The organism is Sulfobacillus harzensis (genome assembly GCF_012933365.1).
In the GTDB taxonomy this organism is placed as follows: domain Bacteria; phylum Bacillota; class Sulfobacillia; order Sulfobacillales; family Sulfobacillaceae; genus Sulfobacillus_B; species Sulfobacillus_B harzensis.
Map to the genome: position 1 here is coordinate 12,046 of NZ_JABBVZ010000044.1, position 17,048 is coordinate 29,093.

A 17,048-nucleotide genomic window follows, 5' to 3' on the forward strand; every position below is an offset into this window, starting at 1 on the left:
GTTTCTCTCTGGCCTCATTTTGTCCCTGGCTGCAGTTCCGGGGCCAGCAACAATGGTTCCAAATACCGCACCGCCCGCCGCCCCTCATCCCGAAGCCAAGAGAGTCCCGCCATCCCAAGCGGAATGGCAACCAAGTCGGCAAGCTCGCTGTTCTCTTGCTGCGCCTGAAAGATGTGAAATTGGCGGCGAACCTCGTCGGCCGTCGCCGTAAGCTCGGCCTTCACGGCAATGGCGGCACTGCCATCCCGAACATCCTGGGTGTAGCCGACCACGGCAACCTCCCGGGACAAGTCCGAAGAGGTCAAGTTGAGGCCGGTCTCCTCCCGCACCTCACGGAGCGCCGAGGCCACCGCATCCAGGCGTCCCAGCGTCACGTCACTCGGATCGGCTGACCCGCCGACCGCCTGCACCCACCCCGGGCGGGTGGTTTCGGGCCCCATCACGGCCGCCATAAGAAATCCGTCCCGGCTGATGAGGCATCCGGCGGCAAACACCACGCGCACGTAAAAGGGATGCCTCGGGTTTAGTGTACGGGCACTATAAAGAAAATGGGCATAGTCAGTCCATCGGGTCTGGAGTACTGGGCCTTGGGCGGTATTCTCGGCGCCGACCAACGAAAGCACCGGGCCGCGGAAGAAATCGCGCCGCCATGTCTTCCAAGCGGCCTCGACCTCATCCTGCAGCGCTTCCGGGAGATCCCAAGGCTTGTCTTCTACCGCCACCCGAAGATTGTGCGCGGGATTCCAGTGGGACGTCCCGGTCATAGCGAGAGGACATCCCAAATCAGGCCAAACAGCACCAGCAAAAACATGGCGACGCTAAAGATGACCGACTCGGCGTGTAGCTGATGAAAGCGCGGCGCTCCTGCTTCAAGGTGCTGCATGGCGCGAAGCGTCGCCTCCGATGCCCAAGCCAAAAGCCAATTGACAATGGCCACGCCCACCAGTACCCAACGACGCTCATCGCGGCGGGAACCTAACAGCAACAGAGCGCCCAGAATCATCAGCGCGCCAAAGACCAACCCTTCGGCATCATAGACGGGAAAGATCGCGTCCACCAAATGACCGGCCTCGGACGCCGGCAACACCGTGAACACATGCGGCCCGATGCCGACAAACAAAAAGAAGATCGTGCCCAACCAGACACTCACTCCAAGCCGCCAGGCAAGCCGTCCCCATCTTTCCACCAAAGCTCCTCCTGTCTTGACCATGCCACCTCGATGCGCTACAACAGACAGGATAGACTAACCGGGCGCCAGACAAAAGGCGACGCCGGTTCTGCTGGGGGTAAATATGCTTTCCGAAGCCCGATATGTTCATCTATCCGCCGATGCGCCGGTCGACGAGCTGGCGCTGTCCCCGGTATTGGCGGAAACGGTGGCGCGCTGGAGTGCGGATCGCGAGGCGGCCGCAGTTGTGATTCGCCATCAGCGACCCTACATTTTACTGGGTCCGAAAGACCGCCGCTTGCCGCATCTTCCAGACGCGGTTCAATGGCTCAAGGACCAAGGCTATCCGGTTTTCATGCGCATCGGCGGCGGCTCCGCGGTGTTGTTGGACGAGGAATGCCTTAGCTTTGCCGTGAGCGAACCCTGTCGGGATTTCACGGTTTGGGAATCCAACTTTCGCCGGCTCGCAGCCGGCGTCATTGATGGACTAAGAACCCTGGGCATTGATGCCGGATTTGGTCGGGCGGTTGGCTCCTATTGCGAGGGACCGTATGATCTGGTGGCCTCCGGGCAAAAGATTGCTGGCATCGCCCAAGCCATTCGCGGGGGTTTCGCGTTGGTCAGCGGCATGCTTTTGATTCGCCAAGATCCTTATGCAACCACCCAGCTTTTGCAAGAATTCTATCGCCGGGCCGGAAGTGATTTGGTGCTTGACCCCTTGGCGGTGACGGCATTAAATCGGCTGCCCCAGATGCAGCAGCTTTCCACAACAGCTGTGGAACAGGCGTTGGAAGCCGGCTTTTCCCTACACTATCGCCTTCGGCCCGAACCGCTCAGCGAAGCCGAGCGGCAGTTGGCTGCATCGCTCTTGGACGAGCGGCAGTTGACCGGGGCCGGAGCCTAACTTAGGAGGACTCAGATGCAAGCGATTATCAACACGGAAAAGGGCCGCATGGTTTTGGATCTCTTTCCTGGCGAAGCGCCTGGCACGGTGGCCAACTTTGCCAAATTGGCCCGCTCAGGATTCTACAACGGCCTCACCTTTCACCGCGTCATCCCCAACTTTGTGATTCAGGGCGGTTGCCCGCGCGGAGACGGCACTGGCGGCCCCGGATACACCATTAAGTGCGAAACCGACAACAATCCGCACCGCCATGTGCGCGGAACCTTATCCATGGCGCATGCCGGCCGCGACACGGGGGGAAGTCAGTTCTTCATCTGCCATAGCCCTCAGCCTCATTTGGACGGAGTCCACACCGTGTTTGGACAACTCACCGACGGGTTCGAGGTGCTGGATGCCATCCGTCAAGGCGACCGCATGACCACCGTCGAGATTGTCGAATAAACACGAGAACGCCGTCTTTTGACGGCGTCTGTCGTGTTGAAGGTGTTGCATGCGTCGCGATGGGCCTCCCATGCCCTCCCGCTCACATGCAACACCTTTTTATCTCGGTTCCTGACCCGCATTGTCTCCATGCCTGGACAGGTATCGGTCAAACCAGTTGATGATGCTGTTGAGCCGATAGATGCGATGCCAGGGCTTTCCCGACCGGCTCATTCCGTGGGACTCGTCCGGATAGAGCAGCATTTCCACCGTCCGTCCCATGTACTTCAGGGCACTGTACAACTGTTCCCCTTGCTCAATGGGCAACCGGAAATCCTTCTCTTGGTGCTCGATGAGAAGCGGCGTGCGAATGGCTGAGGCATAGCGTAGCGGCGACTGTTGCCAATATGGTTCAGGATCCTCCCACCAGGGCTTTTCCCCATACTGCGGCACGCGGAGAAATCCCAAATCGCTCGACCCCATCGCCGAAAAGCGATTCACCACCGACCGCATGGTCACGGCAGCAGAAAATCGCGTGCTGTGGGAGATGATCCAGTTGACCATAAATCCGCCGTAGCTGCCCCCCGCGACCCCTAAATGGGTCCTGTCCAAGGACGGCCAAGCGGACAGCGCCGCATCTAGTCCGGCCATCACATCACGGTAGTCCTTGTCTCCCCACTGCCCCATAATCGTACGGCAGAATTCGGCGCCATATCCGACGGAACCCCGGGGATTGGTGTAGACCACCGCATAGCCATGGGCGGCCAGCGATTGAAACTCATGATGATAGCGGTACCCATACATCGACATGGGGCCCCCATGAACTTCCAACACCACCGGATGCGGGCCGTCGCCGGATGGCAAGAGACACCAAGTTTGAACGGCGGTGCCATCGGCTTCGTGAGCCACGATCTCTTCAACCGGCCGAGGGCCGTCGCCGTCCCCCCATGGGGCAGGCGCCCACCGGACCGGATTGGCCTCCCCGTCCAGACGCGCCAACTGCAGACCCGATGGATGCGTGGGATCGGTTACCACGAGACAGACCTGGTCATCTTTTACGGCAAAGTCCAGCACGACCTGCTTGGCGTCAAAAAGCGGCCGCACCTCTCCGTTCTCGCCAAAGGCGGCCAAGGTCACGCGCCCATGGTCGGAAAACGTCATTACGGCCATGTCCCGCCACTCTATGGGACGAAGACGGGTAGGCGGAGCAACGTCGGCCCCACTGGCGTCGCCTACCGGCCGGTCGGTGCTGTGGCTCAAGTTGATCCAACGCCCATCGCCTAAGTCGAGGCGATAGAGACTGGTGTTGCCATACCCCATTTCCGCGAGCACCGAGCCCGTAAAATAAAGGACCTGCTCCTCGCGACCGACCGCCAGGTTCTCAATGGCGAGTTCCGGTTCGGCGAGGATAGTCTCGGCCCCTTTCTCCGCGTCCAGCGATACGATCACCGTGGCGGACGGGTGGCTTTCTGGACGTGAATCGTACCGGCGCACCAACGTCCAGAGCATCCCATCATCCGCCGCCAGCACCGGATGGCTGTAGTTGTCAAATCCCGAAGTCAAGAGTGTGGGGCGTCCGGTTTTTACCTCCACCCGCACCAGTTGATCACGCCCCTGGTCGAAAAATCCTTGCCCATCCAGTTTGTAATACTGATGCGTGATGCGTTTGACCCCACGCGTGTACCATCGTTCCCATTCTCCGTCCGAGGCGTCCTGGCGCGGTTCGGAGGGAGGGTGCTCCGCCTCCAGCAATCCATGCTCGACGTGGGCCACCACAATCATAAACTCTCCGTCATGCAACCAGGCGAAGCTTTTGACGCCGCCTTGAATGCGGGTCACTTGCTCGGCCTCGCCCCCCGACAGAGGAAGCCGCCAGACTTGCGAGCTGCCTGAGCGGCGGCTCAAAAACCCCAGCCAGGTGCCATCCGGTGATGGCACGGGAAAGGTATCGCCTGGTCCCAACGTGATGGGCGCCACCGTCTCGTCGTCGAGCATCATCCGCATGATCCGGCTGTGGGAACAATTCTCCCGCTTGTCCAACCAACTTTCCACAAAATAGAGTCGGGGCCGAACCGGATCAAAGACCGGCATGCCCCAGGTGCGAATCTCCCACAAATCTTCGACCCGCATAACTACCCTCCTATAGAAAGGAGGCGGAGCCAGCACAGCTCCGCCTCACCGCCTTCCCTATTTTTGCTGCGTCATGACGCGAATATCCTTGGGTGTCACCGGCAACGTGTCCACAAAGCTGCCAAAGGGCGCCAAGGCATCCGAGATGGCGTTGGCCACGGCTGCCGGAGCTGCAATCAACGATCCTTCGCCCATTCCCTTGATGCCGCCCTCGCCATCCGAGGGAGTTTCCAGATGCTCAACAGCGATGCGGGGAACGTCCGTGCTTTCCGGCAGCAAGTAGTCGAGAAGCGAGGTCGTTACCAGCTGCCCATCCTCGTTGTACCGCAGCGCCTCCAACACGGCGGCACCGATGCCCTGCGCCACCCCGCCATGAATTTGGCCCTCAACGATGGTGGGATTAATCAGTCGGCCGCAATCGTTCACGACCGCATAGCGGGTGACCTTGACAATGCCCGTGGCCACATCCACCTCCACCTCGGCAATATGGGTGCCGTTGGAGAATGTAACCGGCCGCTTGGGCAAATAGCGGGCCGTCAACTCGAGCCCAATGGGCAAACCTTCCGGTATCTTTCTCACATTGGTATAGGCTGTTTCGGCAATGGTTCGAATGCTGATGGCACGGTCCGGCACGCCGGCCACCCAGGCCTTGCCGTCGCCCAGCTCAATGTCTTCTTCCCCGGCCTCGAGGAGCGCGGCCGCATACTTCACCAGCCGCTCCCGCATCTGACGACCCGCCACCAACGCGGCGCCGCCACCGATGGGTCCCGAGCGGCTTCCGCCCGTTCCGCCTCCATAGGGCGCGCTGTCGGTGTCGCCATGCAGGATGACGACATCTTCCAAGGGCACCCCCAATTGGTCAGCCAGAATTTGTGCCATGGTGGTCTCGTGCCCTTGACCTGAGGGGCCAAGCCCCAGGGCGGCCGTCACCTTGCCAGAGGGCTCCATTTTAATGGTGCAGGATTCGTAACCGACCGAACCTGCTTCCGATGAGGCCATGGCGGTCGGCTCCACGAAGACCGAAATGCCGATGCCAAGATGCTTGCCCTGAGCCCGCGCCTTGGCCTGGCGTTCCCGAAAGTCCTCGTACCCAATCAGATCCAAGGCTTTTTCCATCGACTCTAGATACGAACCGGCGTCATAAATCATGCGGGCCGCGTTGCGATACGGAAATTGCTCGCGGCGAATCATGTTGCGCCGCCGCACTTCGGCCGGATCCAGATTGAGAGCCCGTGCAACCCGCTCCACCACCCCTTCTTGAATAAAGGAGGCAATCGGGCCCCAGACCCCGCGATACGCACCCAGCGGAGTCTTGTTGGAGTAGGTGCAGTCAATGGTGGTGGCCAGATGGGGAATATCGTATGGTCCGGTCAACACCCGCGACGCTAAGCTGGTCTCCCCCACGGCCCCGGAGAAGGGATAGGCCGGGTAGGCTCCGCCGTCCGCCATTAAGTGGTCGCGAATGGCGATGATTTTCCCCTGATCGTCGAACGCCACCTCCACATCGTGGATATCATCGCGCGCGTGGACATCGCTTTCCAGCGACTCCAAGCGATCCGACACCCACTTGACCGGCTTTCGCAGTTTCATGGCAGCCGCCGTCACCACAATATCCTCGGGGTAACAGTTGGCCTTCATCCCGAAGCCGCCGCCTACCTCCGGCACAATTACCCGCACTTGGTGTTCGGGAATCTCCAACAGATTGCTAATATCCTCCCGCATCCGGTGCGGCGACTGCGTCGACGCATAGACGGTGACCCGGCCACTGGCCGCATCCACCATGGCGGCGGTGCCGCGCGGCTCTATAGAAACGGCCGTTTGGCGATTGGTACGAAAGGTCGCCTTCAGATGACGGGGCGCTTTTTCGAAGGCTTCCTCGAAGCCTGGGGTGCTGTACTCGTTGTGGAAGAAGACGTTTTCCGCATCGGGATGAACCCGCCGCGGCTTCTCGTCAATGGCCTGGCGCATGTCCAACACCGGCTCAATGGGCTGATACTCCACCTCGACCAGTTCGGCGGCATCCTCCGCCACATAGCGGTTGTCAGCCACGACCGCTACGATCGGTTGCCCCACGTACATAACCTCGCCGTCGGCCAGCACCGGCTGCCCCACCTTATAGGTGTCCCGCTCCCAGAGCAGCACCGGGCAGTCCTGAACGGTCAAAACCGCATGCACTCCGGGATGTTGCCGGGCCCGTTCCACGTTGATGCGGCGTATTTTAGCCGCCGCGTGCGGCGAGCGAACGAACGCCATCTCCAACATTCCCGGCACCTGAATGTCGTCCAGGTAGCGGGCTTGGCCCGCCAAGAGACGCGGGTCCTCCACCCGAGAGACACGCGCTCCCATCATTTGCGGACGCATCGCCTGAGCCATTAGCGGTCGCCTCCCTTCTCCGCAGCCGAAAGAACCGCGTCGACGATAAACTGATAGCCCGTGCAGCGGCAGAGATTCCCGGTCAACGCTTCCCGCACCGTGTCCTCGTCGGGGTGCGGGTTCTCGCGCAAAAGCGCTTCCGCCGTCAACAGCATGCCCGGCGTGCAATAACCGCACTGGAGGGCGTGGTGGGCGCGGAAGGATTCCTGCAGCGGCGAGAGTCCCTGGTCGGGAGTAACCCCTTCGACGGTCACAATCTCATGGCCTTCCGCTTGTACCGCAAACATGAGGCAGCTGCGCGTCGGCTGCCCATCCATCAATACGGTACAGGCACCGCAGACCCCCTGTTCACAGCCCACGTGCGTGCCCGTCAGCCCCACCTGGTGCCGAAGCACGTCAGCCAGCGTCCATCGCGGCGAGACGTCCAAACGGTGCGCTCGGCCGTTTACCTTAAGTTCAATTGAAATGCGCTCCTCCACTGCTGCCACTGCTAGCCCTCCTTCACCGCTTGGTGATAGGCGCGTTCCGCTACCGTCACCGCCAGCGCGTATTTATATTCCTCTTCGGGATCCACGGCATTTTCCTGGGCGAGCCGCTCTAAGGTCTCGCGACGGGCCTCCTCGCTGCCCTTCCAGGCATCCACGAGCTGCCGTTCCGGGCGGGCGGCCAGGCCAAACCAAGTCACGGCCCCACCGGTGTCTCCCACCTCCACGAAGGCCCCCACCAAGGCAAAGTCACCCGGCCGGCGCACCACTTCGCTAAAGCCCATACGCCGTGCCTTAATCGGAACCTCAAATCGAACCACCAGCTCGTTTTCTTCCAGGGCGGTGGTGTAGAAGCCTTGAAAGAAATCCTGTGCCGGGATGGACCGTTCGCCCGTCAAAGAGCGCACCACCACCGTGGCCTCTAGCGCGACCAGCGCGGCCGGCAATTCGGCGGCTGGATCGGCGTGCACCGCGCTTCCTCCAATGGTGCCGCGGCTGCGAATCGCCCAGTGGCCGATGTGTCGCGCCGCTTCTTGCAACACGGGTGGCTTGTGGGCGATCAGCGAATTGGCGAGGAGCTCTTGGTGCCGAGTCATTGCCCCGATCACCAGTTTGCCGTCACGCTCGGATACGCCCGAAAGCTCCGAGAGCCCGTTGATGTCCACCACTGTTTCCGGACGGCTCAGACGAAAATTCATCAGCGGCACGAGACTCTGTCCGCCCGCGATGACCTTCGCGCCCGGTTGATTCAGAGCGGACAAGGCGTCGTCCAGTGATTGAGCCTGCTGATATTGAAAGGGTGCCGGTTTCATCAAGACCATTCCTTTCCCGTTTCACGTACTTTAGATAACGTCCCACTCCCGGGCCAAGCGAGCCAAAGACTCGGGCTCCGCTCCCGCGGTCATCGAATCCACATACCGGCGGGCCATCATCAGGGCTCGAGTGCGGGGCTCAAATCCCGCCGTTACCATCAAGGGATTAATCCAGACCAACCGCTCCGCCCGCGACGCCATAAACTGCAGGGCGGACGCCAACTGTTCCGGGTTGCCGACATCCCAGCCGTCCGAAATAATCGCGACGGTGGTCCGCCGGGATAACAACCGGGGGCCGTAACGCTCATTCCACCGTTGAAACGCCTGGCCGATAGCCGTACCACTGCCCCATAAGCTGGTTTGGCCGTACAGATTGCGGACCGCTTGGCGGTACTTGGACGCCAAATGAGGCGTCAGATCTTCGATGGTGGTGCCAAACGCGAACACATGAACGGCATCTGACAGCGAGGCCAGCCGATAGATCCAAGGAAAATACCAACCAAGATACGCGGCCATGGAACCCGATACATCCCACAGCACGACTACCTGGGTGGGACGACGCGGCGCCCGGCGCCAGATCATCCGCCCATCGGCATGGCCTAACCGCGCCCAGCGTCTCAAGGTACGGCGCCAGTCCACGCGGGATTCAGGTCCGGTAAGCTTCCCATGGCGGGCAGGCCGCACCCATCGGCCGGGCCCACTCCGCCAGCGTATAAGCCACCAGGGAAGCTCATCGGGGAGTCCGGCATTAATCGTCCGTCCCTTTCCCCAACTGGCCCGGGTGCGCCGAAACACGTCTCCCAGTTGATCGCTCTCCTCATCATGCTCTTCCTGCAGTCCCGCTGAGGGCGACTCGACGGCTGGATTTATGACACCCGCCGGTGCTTCATCCAGTCAGGTCTCGGGAGCTACCAGCTCTTCAATTCGCTCCCGGACTCGTTCCAAATCCATCGCGTCTTTAATCACCAGTCCGAGGCTCCGCTCGACCCAGTCTCGGCTCCAATCGGCCTCTTTCAGCGCCGTGGCCCGCGCCCAATCCACACTCTCAGCGAGCCCCGGCGGCTTAATCAAGTCCCAGTCCCTAAGCCTCCGCACGGCCGCTACCACCCGATCTCTCAGATCCGTGCGCAATTCGGGCACATGATATCCGACAATCGCTTCTTCGCGCTGGCGATCCGGCCAATCGACAAAGACATAGAGACAACGGCGTCGAAGGGCGTCGGAAATCGGACGTTGTCGATTGGACGTTAAAACGGTCAAGGGTGGGTGACCAGCCCGGATTGTGCCGTGTTCCGGCAGTGAAATCTGAAAGTCGCTGAGATACTCCAGCAGCAAGGCCTCAAACGCCTCGTCGGCGCGATCAACCTCATCGATTAAAAGCACCGAGTCGGGATGCCGGACCGCCCGCAACAACGGCCGCTCCAATAAAAACTCTTCGCTGAAGGGATCGGTCGCCTGATTTTGCGTCATCCGCACCCATTGGGCATGATAATTCCAGTCGTATAGCGCCTCGTTGGCACCCAGCCCCTCGTAACAGGACAGTCGAATCAGGGGGCGCCCCAGTCCTTGGGCGAGAGCCTCCGCCAGCATGGTCTTCCCGGTGCCGCTGGGCCCTTCCAACAGTAGCGGACGTCCCATCTGACTGGCCAAATCCACCATCAAGACAATATCCTGACTCGCCAGATAGTCCCCTCGACGCAGTATGTTCTCCCATGACGTTTCGCTGACCAATAGACTCCTCCTCGGCAACCGAACTTCCCGTTAGGAAGCCGTCAAGCCTAGTTTGGCGGTTTGGCCAGCCGAAATCAAGAGACCTCAGGATGCGAAAATGGCGGCCGAAATGACCGGCCACCCCATATGTACGTGCGCCTACACGCCTAATTGACGGCGGCGCATACGGCGGCGCTGAGTGAGCCGTGCCCGGCGCGACTCAGTCAGGTACCGCACCCCAGGGGGATACAACCGAACCAACAGAGCCTGCGGAATCATGACCTGCAAATTGCCGCAGAGGGTACACTGCCTTCCCTGAACAACGGTGACGCTGGCACTGGGGCCCTCCACCGTCAAAGGTCCCGTCATCACCACATCTTCCGACCCACAGGTCGGACAGCGCTCGTCAAGCACGTGACTCCCTCCTCAATCTCGCTTCTGTTTTCTGCAACTCCTTTCTTGTTTGGGGGTGGAAATTCCTCCCTTTACCCACACCCAATCCACAGTTTTTTAACACGGTTATCCCCAACATATCCACATAAATCGACAAGCCTGAAGTCGAATCGCGGCGCCTGTTTTACCAGATCCTCCGCCCGCCAACCACCGTTCCCACGACCGAAAGGCCGTGAAAGTCCCTGTGGATAAGTGCGGCGCGTGGGTCCTCCCTCCACAGGGTAAAATCGGCCCAATATCCCTCTCGCAAGAGTCCGGACGGCCGACCGTCGACGACGGCCGCCGCTCGTGTGTAGGCCCAAATGGCTTCCGTGGGGGTCAATGCTTGTTCGGCATGCCAGGGGGGGTCTCCCGGCATCCCCCGGTGAACGGCCGCCCACAATCCAAGTGCCGGGTTGGGGTTGGCGACGGGCGCATCCGAACCAAAGATCAGGGGAATGTTGGCATCCCAAGCATCTCGAAAACGAAACGCCCAGCGGCTTCGGTTCGCTCCCCACTTAACTTCCGCAATCGGTCGATCGACCAAAAGATGCACCGGCTGCATGGAAAGCGCAATGGGGCTCCTCTGAATGATGGCCAAATCCTCGTCGTCGATGAGCTGCCCATGCTCAATGCGAGACCGCATGCCATCGGTCCGCACCTCTTGGCTCTGGCTCAAGACCAGCGACGCCTGGTGAACCGCGCGATCACCAATGGCGTGCACCGCCAGCAACAGTCCCTGGCGACTCAACTCCCGCGCTGGCGCTATCAAGTCTTGGCCCGCTTGGGGGGCCATTCCGAAATTCTCCGGATCATCGCTGTAGCTTTGCTTCATCCAAGCCGTCCCCGATCCCAGCGCGCCATCCAAAAACCACTTGATACCCAAAATGCGGAGATAGGGATTGCCAAATCCTCCCCGAACCCCCAGATCCAAGAGAGAGGCGGCATGCACATCTCGCAAAAACACCCCCGCACGAAGAAGATGCGGGGCCGTCTCCAACATGCGCAAGCCTTGAGCATTCTCAATGGTGGTGACGCCTGTCAAGCCGACGTGCGCGGCTTCCATCATGCCCCGCGCCAAATCCTCTTCCAGGTGGCTGTCATCTTGCGCCATGGCCGACTCCTGGGCCCAAAAGGCCAGCCCTTCGCGCAAAATACCGGTCCATCGCCCATGCCCATCCCGATCACCCTGGACCTGACGGGGATCCAGGTTAAGCTGTTCAGCGGCCCTAGTATTGAGCCAGGCCGTATGATAGTCCCAACTCATGAGGAGAACCGGATGGCGTGGTGCCACCTCATCTAGCAACAATCTGTCCGGAGCCGCCTGCAAGGCGGATCGGTTCCAGCCACCCCCCAAAACCCAGGTGGCCGGTGCCTCTTCCTGCGCGCGCTGGCGAACTTGTCCTAAGATGGCGTCCAGATTTTGCTGCGGGTCAAACCGGAGCCGGCGAAAGCTTCGTCCATAGTCCAAGAGATGAATGTGGCTGTCCCAAAACCCCGGGGTAAGAAACGCCCCTTCCAGGTCTCGGACTTGGTCGAACGACGACTTCTCCGTCAGTAGCGTGTCATTTCCCACCGCCAAAATGTTTTCGTTCTCCGTAATGACAACGGTCACCGACGGGTCCGGACAATGGAAATTGGTCCAAAATATTCGCATCATGTCGCCCCGCTTTAGGCGGGGCCCCGATGCACCCCGCCATCAATATCGATGCTGGTGCCGGAAATGAGCGCTGCATCGTCTGACATCAAAAATACCACAGCCTTGGCAATGTCTACGGCCGTGGGCAGCCGTCCCAACGGCCCGGAGGCCTTGAGCCCTTTGAGAGCTTCCTCGACGGTGGTGGAGTTGAGTCGGGCATAGCCCTGCGCCATCTCATGCAGCAAATCTGTTTCGGTGGCCCCCGGGTTGACGGCCAGTACGCGAATGCCGCGCGGCGCCAAATCATCGGCCAAAATTTTGATGAGTCCTCTGAGCGCCCCGTTAATGACAGTCCCGGGCGCGAGCCGGGGATTGGGATCTTTCCCGGCGACCCCGACAAGATTGACCATCACGCCACCCGGGCTTTGCAGGACGGGCGCCGCCGCTCGCATCAGCGCGAAGTAGCCCCAAAATTTTGTCGCGACGTCCCGCTGCCACACATCCCAGGGCACCGTCAAGGCATGCCCCACCGTTGCTCCACCGGCGGCATTGACCAATCCGTCCAGCCCGCCTAGCGTTGTGAGCGCCTGCTCAACCAAACGTTCTGCCGTCGTTTCCCGACCGTCAATGGAAACGGCCAGTCCCGTCGCATGACCGAGTCTGCCGTCGGACAACAGACGGGCGGCAGCATTGACGCGGGCCGGGTCCCGGCCTACGATGACGACTTGGGCTCCCAAGCGAGTCAGTTCATCAGCAATCGCAAATCCGATTCCCCGGCTTCCGCCGGTGATGAGACAACGAAAATCAGTCCAAGTGGCCAAGCGCCTCCCCCCCATCCCTATCACCCTATGGAACGAATGGCGCTTTCATGCTAGACGAAAAGGCGTCGAGTCCTTGAAGCTCTCGTAATCTCCCCCCACGCGACTTTCTCTCATCCGCGTAACAGGACCGCCCGTCTCTTTTCGGCGGCGGATGCAGGGCTTTGTCGCCAAAAAAGGCCACCCCAAGGCAAGGCAAGTTGAAACCTGTTGGGATAGCCAGATATTCGTCTTTGTTGGGTTCCTCGGGGTTGGGAGACATCTTCCCAAACTCGGAAAGGGGCCATCCTTTCTACTCAGAGACAGCCCCTGCCGCTTAAAACACCGGACGTTCGCGCCAAGTCCCAAATACGTCCTTCATCGCTTGCGCAATCTCGCCCTCAGTGGCTCCCGCGCGAACGCAGTCAATAATCGCGGGCATGAGGGGTGCCGTCTCCTCGCGACAGCAATCGCGCAGGTGGTTCAAGGTGCGCTCAACATCGGCACCGCTGCGCGAATTCCGCCAGGCGCGGACGCTCTCAATCTGCTGACGCTCAACCGACGGGTCAATCTTCAAAATGGGGATTTTCTCTTCCGTCGGCTCTTCGAAGGCATTGACGCCCACCATGATCTGCTCATGGTTTTCCAGCTCTTTTTGGTACCGATAGGAGGCTTCGGCAATTTCCCGCTGGAAGAAGCCGTTTTCAATGCCGTTCAGCACCCCGCCAATTTCTTCGATGCGTTGGAAGTATTCCTCCGCCTGCCGCTCCATCTCGTCGGTCAAGGCCTCGATGAAGTACGAGCCAGCCAACGGATCCACGGTATTGGTGACGCCGGTCTCATAGGCGATAATCTGCTGGGTGCGCAGCGCAATTTTGACCGCCTTTTCGGTAGGTAACGACAACACCTCATCCATGGAATTGGTGTGCAGCGACTGTGTTCCCCCGAGCACCGCCGCCAACGCCTCAAAGGCTGTGCGCACAATGTTGTTCTCGGGTTGTTGCGCCGTCAGCGAGCACCCTGCTGTCTGGGTGTGAAAACGCATCATCCAAGCTTTAGGATTGGTGGCGCCATACTTTTCCTTGAGATGCCGGGCCCAAATCCGCCGGGCCGCGCGGAATTTGGCAATTTCCTCAAAGAAGTCAATGTGGGAATTAAAGAAGAAGGAGAGCCGTGGTGCAAACTTGTTGACGTCCAATCCTGCCGCGATTCCGGCCTCCACGTAAGCAAAGCCGTCGGCCAACGTAAAGGCCAGTTCTTGGGCGGCGGTGGACCCAGCCTCGCGAATATGATAGCCGCTGATGCTGATAGAATTCCATTGCGGCACGTGCTCCGTCGCAAACGCCATCATGTCGACAATCACCCGCATGGATGGCCGGGGCGGGAAGAGCCATTCCTTTTGGGCAATGTACTCTTTTAGGATGTCCGCCTGCAGGGTGCCGCGCAACTTATCCCAGGACACCCCTTGCCGCTCAGCCGCCACCAGATACATGGCCCAGATGATGGGGCCCGGCCCATTGATGGTCATGGAGGTGGAAACTTGGTCCAAGGGAATGTCCTGGAACAGCCGCTCCATGTCCTCCACGCTGTCGATGGCCACCCCCTCCCGGCCGACTTCGCCCAGACTGTGGGCATCGTCGGAGTCCAATCCCATCAGCGTTGGCATGTCGAAGGCCACCGACAGCCCCGTCTGTCCATGCTCCAACAGATAGCGGAAGCGCTGGTTGGTTTCCCGTGCGGTGCCGAACCCCGCAAACTGACGCATGGTCCAGAACCGCCCGCGATACATGTTTTGATGAATGCCGCGGGTAAAGGGATAATTACCCGGCTCGCCAATCGTCTGACTGTCCGGCAAGTCATCGGCAGTATAGGTCTCTTTGATGGGAATGCCCGACAGTGTCCGATATTGCCGGTTGCCGCGGTACGGATCAGCGCTTTCCGAAAAACCCTGCCTGTCCGGCTTTCGATAGTCAACCGCCATAATCGTCCCCCCTTTTAGGTTATTCGTCTTAGGCATGAATCCGATGAATCGCATGCATGGTGTTCAAACGGCTTTGAACATGAGCCAAAGCCACGGCGGTGGTGGACTGCCCGGTTTGATCGGCCTCTTGAAAAATAGCCAACAGAACGTCGTAGATGGCCTCAATTTGATGGCGCACCCGATCGGGATTGTAGCCTTGGATTTCATTGGCTACCTGAATCAGTCCGCCGGCATTGGTGATGAAGTCGGGGGCGTACAAGATGCCCCGGTCCATCAACTCCGTGGCTAAACTGTCGTTCTCCAACTGGTTGTTGGCCGATCCCGCGATGATTTGACAGTGAAGACGACCCACCGTTTCCTGATTAATGACATTGCCTAAGGCGCATGGTGCAAAAACGTCACACTCTGTTTCCAGAACCGCCCAAGGATCGGTCGGTTCAATCCCCAGTTGGGAGCTGACGCGGCCCACCACGTGGGGGTTGATGTCTGCGGCCACCACCTCGGCTCCTTCTTCAACCGCTCGGCGGGCGACATGATAGCCCACCTTGCCCAGCCCCTGGATGGCAACCCGTCGACCCTTGAGCAAGGGGCTCCCAAAGCGGTGCATGAGGGCGGCATGAATGGCCTCCATCACTCCGAGCGCCGTGTTGTCTCCTGTGTCCCCCGATCCTCCATAGGCCGTCGGCAATCCTACCAGATAGCGGGTTTCCTTCCACGAGTGGACAAAGTCCTCTTCCGAGGTGCCCACATCCTCCCCTGTTCGGTAGCGGCCGTGCAAGGTCTCCAAAAACCGCCCTAAAGCGCGAAACAACGCTTCGGATTTGTCCGATGCCGGATCGCCGATGATGACCGTCTTGCCTCCGCCGAAATCCAGTCCGGCAGCGGCCGCCTTATAGGTCATGCCTTCCGATAATCTCAGAACGTCGGTCAAGGCCGCTTCCTCGCTGGCATAGGGCAGCATCCGGCATCCACCCAACGCTGGCCCTAATGTCGTGTCGTGAATCGCGATAATTGCCTTCAAGCCCGAGGCCCGATCGTAATTGAAGATGACCTGCTCGTGGCCCCGACGCTCCATCTCCTCAAATATATCCATAGCTACCGACCTTCGGGGTCGTCCGCTCACCGCCTTTTGGAGGTATCGCTGATGCTCCCCCTATTATAAATCAACCGCCTGCTGGTCGGGATCCCCCGACTCGCGGCCAATGCGCAGCGCAATATCGGCCGATCCGCCTAAGGGCATCACCCACGCCGCCCCGCCCGGGGCCACGTGATCGGGCCAATGGGAGACCGGCTTATCCTCTTTGGTAGGACGCAGCACCGCCACTGGAGTGCCCTGCGCACCTTGACCCATGGGATTGTCACGCATCAGTTGACGCACCAGTTCATGATCTAATCCCGGAGTGGCCGCCAACACCTCGCTGCCCACGTCGTTGACGTCGACCACGGCCGCATCACACCCAAAACGCCGTTTGATCGCGCCCAGCACCTGCTCGGGTTGCCGTGGCGCCAACACGATATAGCGATTATACGGTGGAATGGTGGTGGGCCCGGGTCCATCGATTGACGCCACCCGACGGCCCGCGATGCGATAAAAATCACCCGAGCGCCCAACAAAGCGGTCGACGGCTCCCACCGCGGAGGCCATTATGATGCGAAGACTTCCTACCTCGCGAATGGCCATCTCCATGGTTTCGGCCCGTCGAAAGCCGATACCGTATCCCAACGGACGGACATGACGAGCCAAGAAGCGCGCTAAGGGCCTCGGCTTCACCATTTTCAACAGCACTGCCCGCCCCTCGGCAATGGCCACAATCTTCTCGCTAAGCACCAGAATGTCGCCGGGCTCAAGACGCCCTTCAAGATACGGAGCCAGCGTGTCGACCAGCCGTTCTCCCGGACGCACCAAATGGGTCTTAATCATCCATCGGCGGTACAATGTGCTGTTTGCAACGCGCACCGGCTTTTCCAGCCAGCGTCCAAGATGGTCGTTTCCGCGCACGGTATCACCCACCCGAATCGCTCCCCTTGATTTGAAGACTACTGCACGCTATTCATCTTCAAACCCAGGCGTCACCGTTTCGCGGGTGGATCTCCTTGGCGCCCGTGGCAACGCTCGGAAGGGTAGAGTAGGAGGCCCCTTGCGGGGCCGTCCCCTCATCGAACCGGACTTGTGGTTTTCCCACATCCGGCTCTCCGA

The 17,048-nt window shown here is 60.1% G+C and carries 16 protein-coding genes; 2 read left to right on the forward strand and 14 right to left on the reverse strand.

Annotated features, from left to right (window positions below):
* Nucleotides 1-14: 14 nt before the first annotated feature.
* Complete coding sequence (locus HIJ39_RS12895) at nucleotides 15-764, reverse strand: NUDIX hydrolase (RefSeq protein ID WP_169100315.1); 750 nt, start codon at nucleotides 762-764, stop codon at nucleotides 15-17.
* Nucleotides 761-1,186, reverse strand: coding sequence for a DUF4149 domain-containing protein (locus HIJ39_RS12900; RefSeq protein ID WP_169100317.1), 426 nt, complete (start codon nucleotides 1,184-1,186; stop codon nucleotides 761-763). The genes HIJ39_RS12895 and HIJ39_RS12900 overlap by 4 nt, the downstream gene beginning before the upstream one ends.
* Before the next feature lie 106 nt (nucleotides 1,187-1,292).
* Between HIJ39_RS12900 and HIJ39_RS12905 the strand changes: the two genes are divergently transcribed.
* Together HIJ39_RS12905 and HIJ39_RS12910 are read left to right on the forward strand one after the other, a co-directional pair.
* Nucleotides 1,293-2,072 (forward strand): lipoate--protein ligase family protein, encoded by a 780-nt coding sequence (locus HIJ39_RS12905; protein WP_169100319.1) that lies wholly within the window; start codon nucleotides 1,293-1,295, stop codon nucleotides 2,070-2,072.
* A gap of 15 nt (nucleotides 2,073-2,087) precedes the next feature.
* On the forward strand, nucleotides 2,088-2,513 hold the full coding sequence (locus tag HIJ39_RS12910; protein ID WP_169100321.1) for a peptidylprolyl isomerase: 426 nt from the start codon (nucleotides 2,088-2,090) through the stop codon (nucleotides 2,511-2,513).
* A gap of 99 nt (nucleotides 2,514-2,612) precedes the next feature.
* On the opposite strand, the gene HIJ39_RS12915 is transcribed toward HIJ39_RS12910, so the two are convergent.
* From HIJ39_RS12915 to HIJ39_RS12970, 12 genes are all read right to left on the reverse strand, one after another.
* Nucleotides 2,613-4,622, reverse strand: coding sequence for a S9 family peptidase (locus HIJ39_RS12915; protein WP_169100323.1), 2,010 nt, complete (start codon nucleotides 4,620-4,622; stop codon nucleotides 2,613-2,615).
* Between the two features lie 57 nt (nucleotides 4,623-4,679).
* Nucleotides 4,680-6,995, reverse strand: coding sequence for a xanthine dehydrogenase family protein molybdopterin-binding subunit (locus tag HIJ39_RS12920; RefSeq protein ID WP_169100325.1), 2,316 nt, complete (start codon nucleotides 6,993-6,995; stop codon nucleotides 4,680-4,682).
* Nucleotides 6,995-7,483: a 2Fe-2S iron-sulfur cluster-binding protein gene (locus HIJ39_RS12925; RefSeq protein ID WP_338055166.1), complete on the reverse strand. Its 489-nt coding sequence runs from the start codon at nucleotides 7,481-7,483 to the stop codon at nucleotides 6,995-6,997. Before HIJ39_RS12925 ends, HIJ39_RS12920 begins: the two co-directional genes overlap by 1 nt.
* 2 nt (nucleotides 7,484-7,485) lie before the next feature.
* Nucleotides 7,486-8,292, reverse strand: coding sequence for an FAD binding domain-containing protein (locus HIJ39_RS12930; protein WP_169100327.1), 807 nt, complete (start codon nucleotides 8,290-8,292; stop codon nucleotides 7,486-7,488).
* 30 nt (nucleotides 8,293-8,322) lie between these two features.
* Complete coding sequence (locus HIJ39_RS12935) at nucleotides 8,323-9,087, reverse strand: VWA domain-containing protein (protein WP_169100329.1); 765 nt, start codon at nucleotides 9,085-9,087, stop codon at nucleotides 8,323-8,325.
* 99 nt (nucleotides 9,088-9,186) lie between these two features.
* Complete coding sequence (locus tag HIJ39_RS12940) at nucleotides 9,187-10,023, reverse strand: AAA family ATPase (RefSeq protein WP_243239630.1); 837 nt, start codon at nucleotides 10,021-10,023, stop codon at nucleotides 9,187-9,189.
* Nucleotides 10,024-10,161: 138 nt separating this feature from the next.
* The gene (locus HIJ39_RS12945) at nucleotides 10,162-10,416 is read right to left on the reverse strand and encodes a hypothetical protein (protein WP_338055167.1); all 255 of its coding nucleotides are present in this window, start codon (nucleotides 10,414-10,416) and stop codon (nucleotides 10,162-10,164) included.
* 163 nt (nucleotides 10,417-10,579) lie between these two features.
* A complete protein-coding gene (locus HIJ39_RS12950) occupies nucleotides 10,580-12,094 on the reverse strand; it encodes an amidohydrolase (protein ID WP_169100331.1) in 1,515 nt (504 codons plus the stop codon).
* A gap of 11 nt (nucleotides 12,095-12,105) precedes the next feature.
* Nucleotides 12,106-12,894: an SDR family NAD(P)-dependent oxidoreductase gene (locus tag HIJ39_RS12955; protein WP_243239631.1), complete on the reverse strand. Its 789-nt coding sequence runs from the start codon at nucleotides 12,892-12,894 to the stop codon at nucleotides 12,106-12,108.
* Nucleotides 12,895-13,207: 313 nt separating this feature from the next.
* Complete coding sequence (locus HIJ39_RS12960) at nucleotides 13,208-14,851, reverse strand: acyl-CoA mutase large subunit family protein (protein WP_169100335.1); 1,644 nt, start codon at nucleotides 14,849-14,851, stop codon at nucleotides 13,208-13,210.
* 28 nt (nucleotides 14,852-14,879) lie between these two features.
* Nucleotides 14,880-15,944, reverse strand: a complete 1,065-nt coding sequence (locus HIJ39_RS12965; RefSeq protein WP_169100338.1) for a Glu/Leu/Phe/Val family dehydrogenase — start codon at nucleotides 15,942-15,944, stop codon at nucleotides 14,880-14,882.
* Between the two features lie 63 nt (nucleotides 15,945-16,007).
* On the reverse strand, nucleotides 16,008-16,862 hold the full coding sequence (locus HIJ39_RS12970) for a coenzyme F420-0:L-glutamate ligase (RefSeq protein WP_338055168.1): 855 nt from the start codon (nucleotides 16,860-16,862) through the stop codon (nucleotides 16,008-16,010).
* Nucleotides 16,863-17,048 lie beyond the last annotated feature (186 nt).